The organism is Flagellimonas flava (assembly GCF_050617915.1).
Lineage (GTDB): Bacteria > Bacteroidota > Bacteroidia > Flavobacteriales > Flavobacteriaceae > Flagellimonas > Flagellimonas flava_A.
Genome location: NZ_JBODQE010000260.1, coordinates 1 through 228 on the forward strand (window position 1 = coordinate 1; position 228 = coordinate 228).

1 protein-coding gene is annotated in these 228 nt (G+C 58.3%); it reads right to left on the reverse strand.

The features are described 5' to 3' along the window. On the reverse strand, positions 1 to 228 hold a 228-nt coding region (locus ACRHOZ_RS21780; RefSeq protein ID WP_431130536.1), incomplete at both ends, for a CapA family protein.

Below are 228 nucleotides of genomic sequence, written 5' to 3' on the forward strand. Positions count from 1 at the left end.
GCAAAGCTTTTCTGTGTCGCATCCAGCGCGAAAAAAGCGACATCCAGCCCCCCTGCGCGACGGAAAACGGGTCGAAACGCTTCTTCCCGTGTGCGCCCCGACCCTGCGTGACCAATACCGGCAGCATCAAGCCACTCACCTTGCTCTACCAATGCGTCAGGGCCGTAATCACCACTGTGATTGTTGGCTGTCGCTACGATATCGACGCCACCACGGATCAGTGTGTCG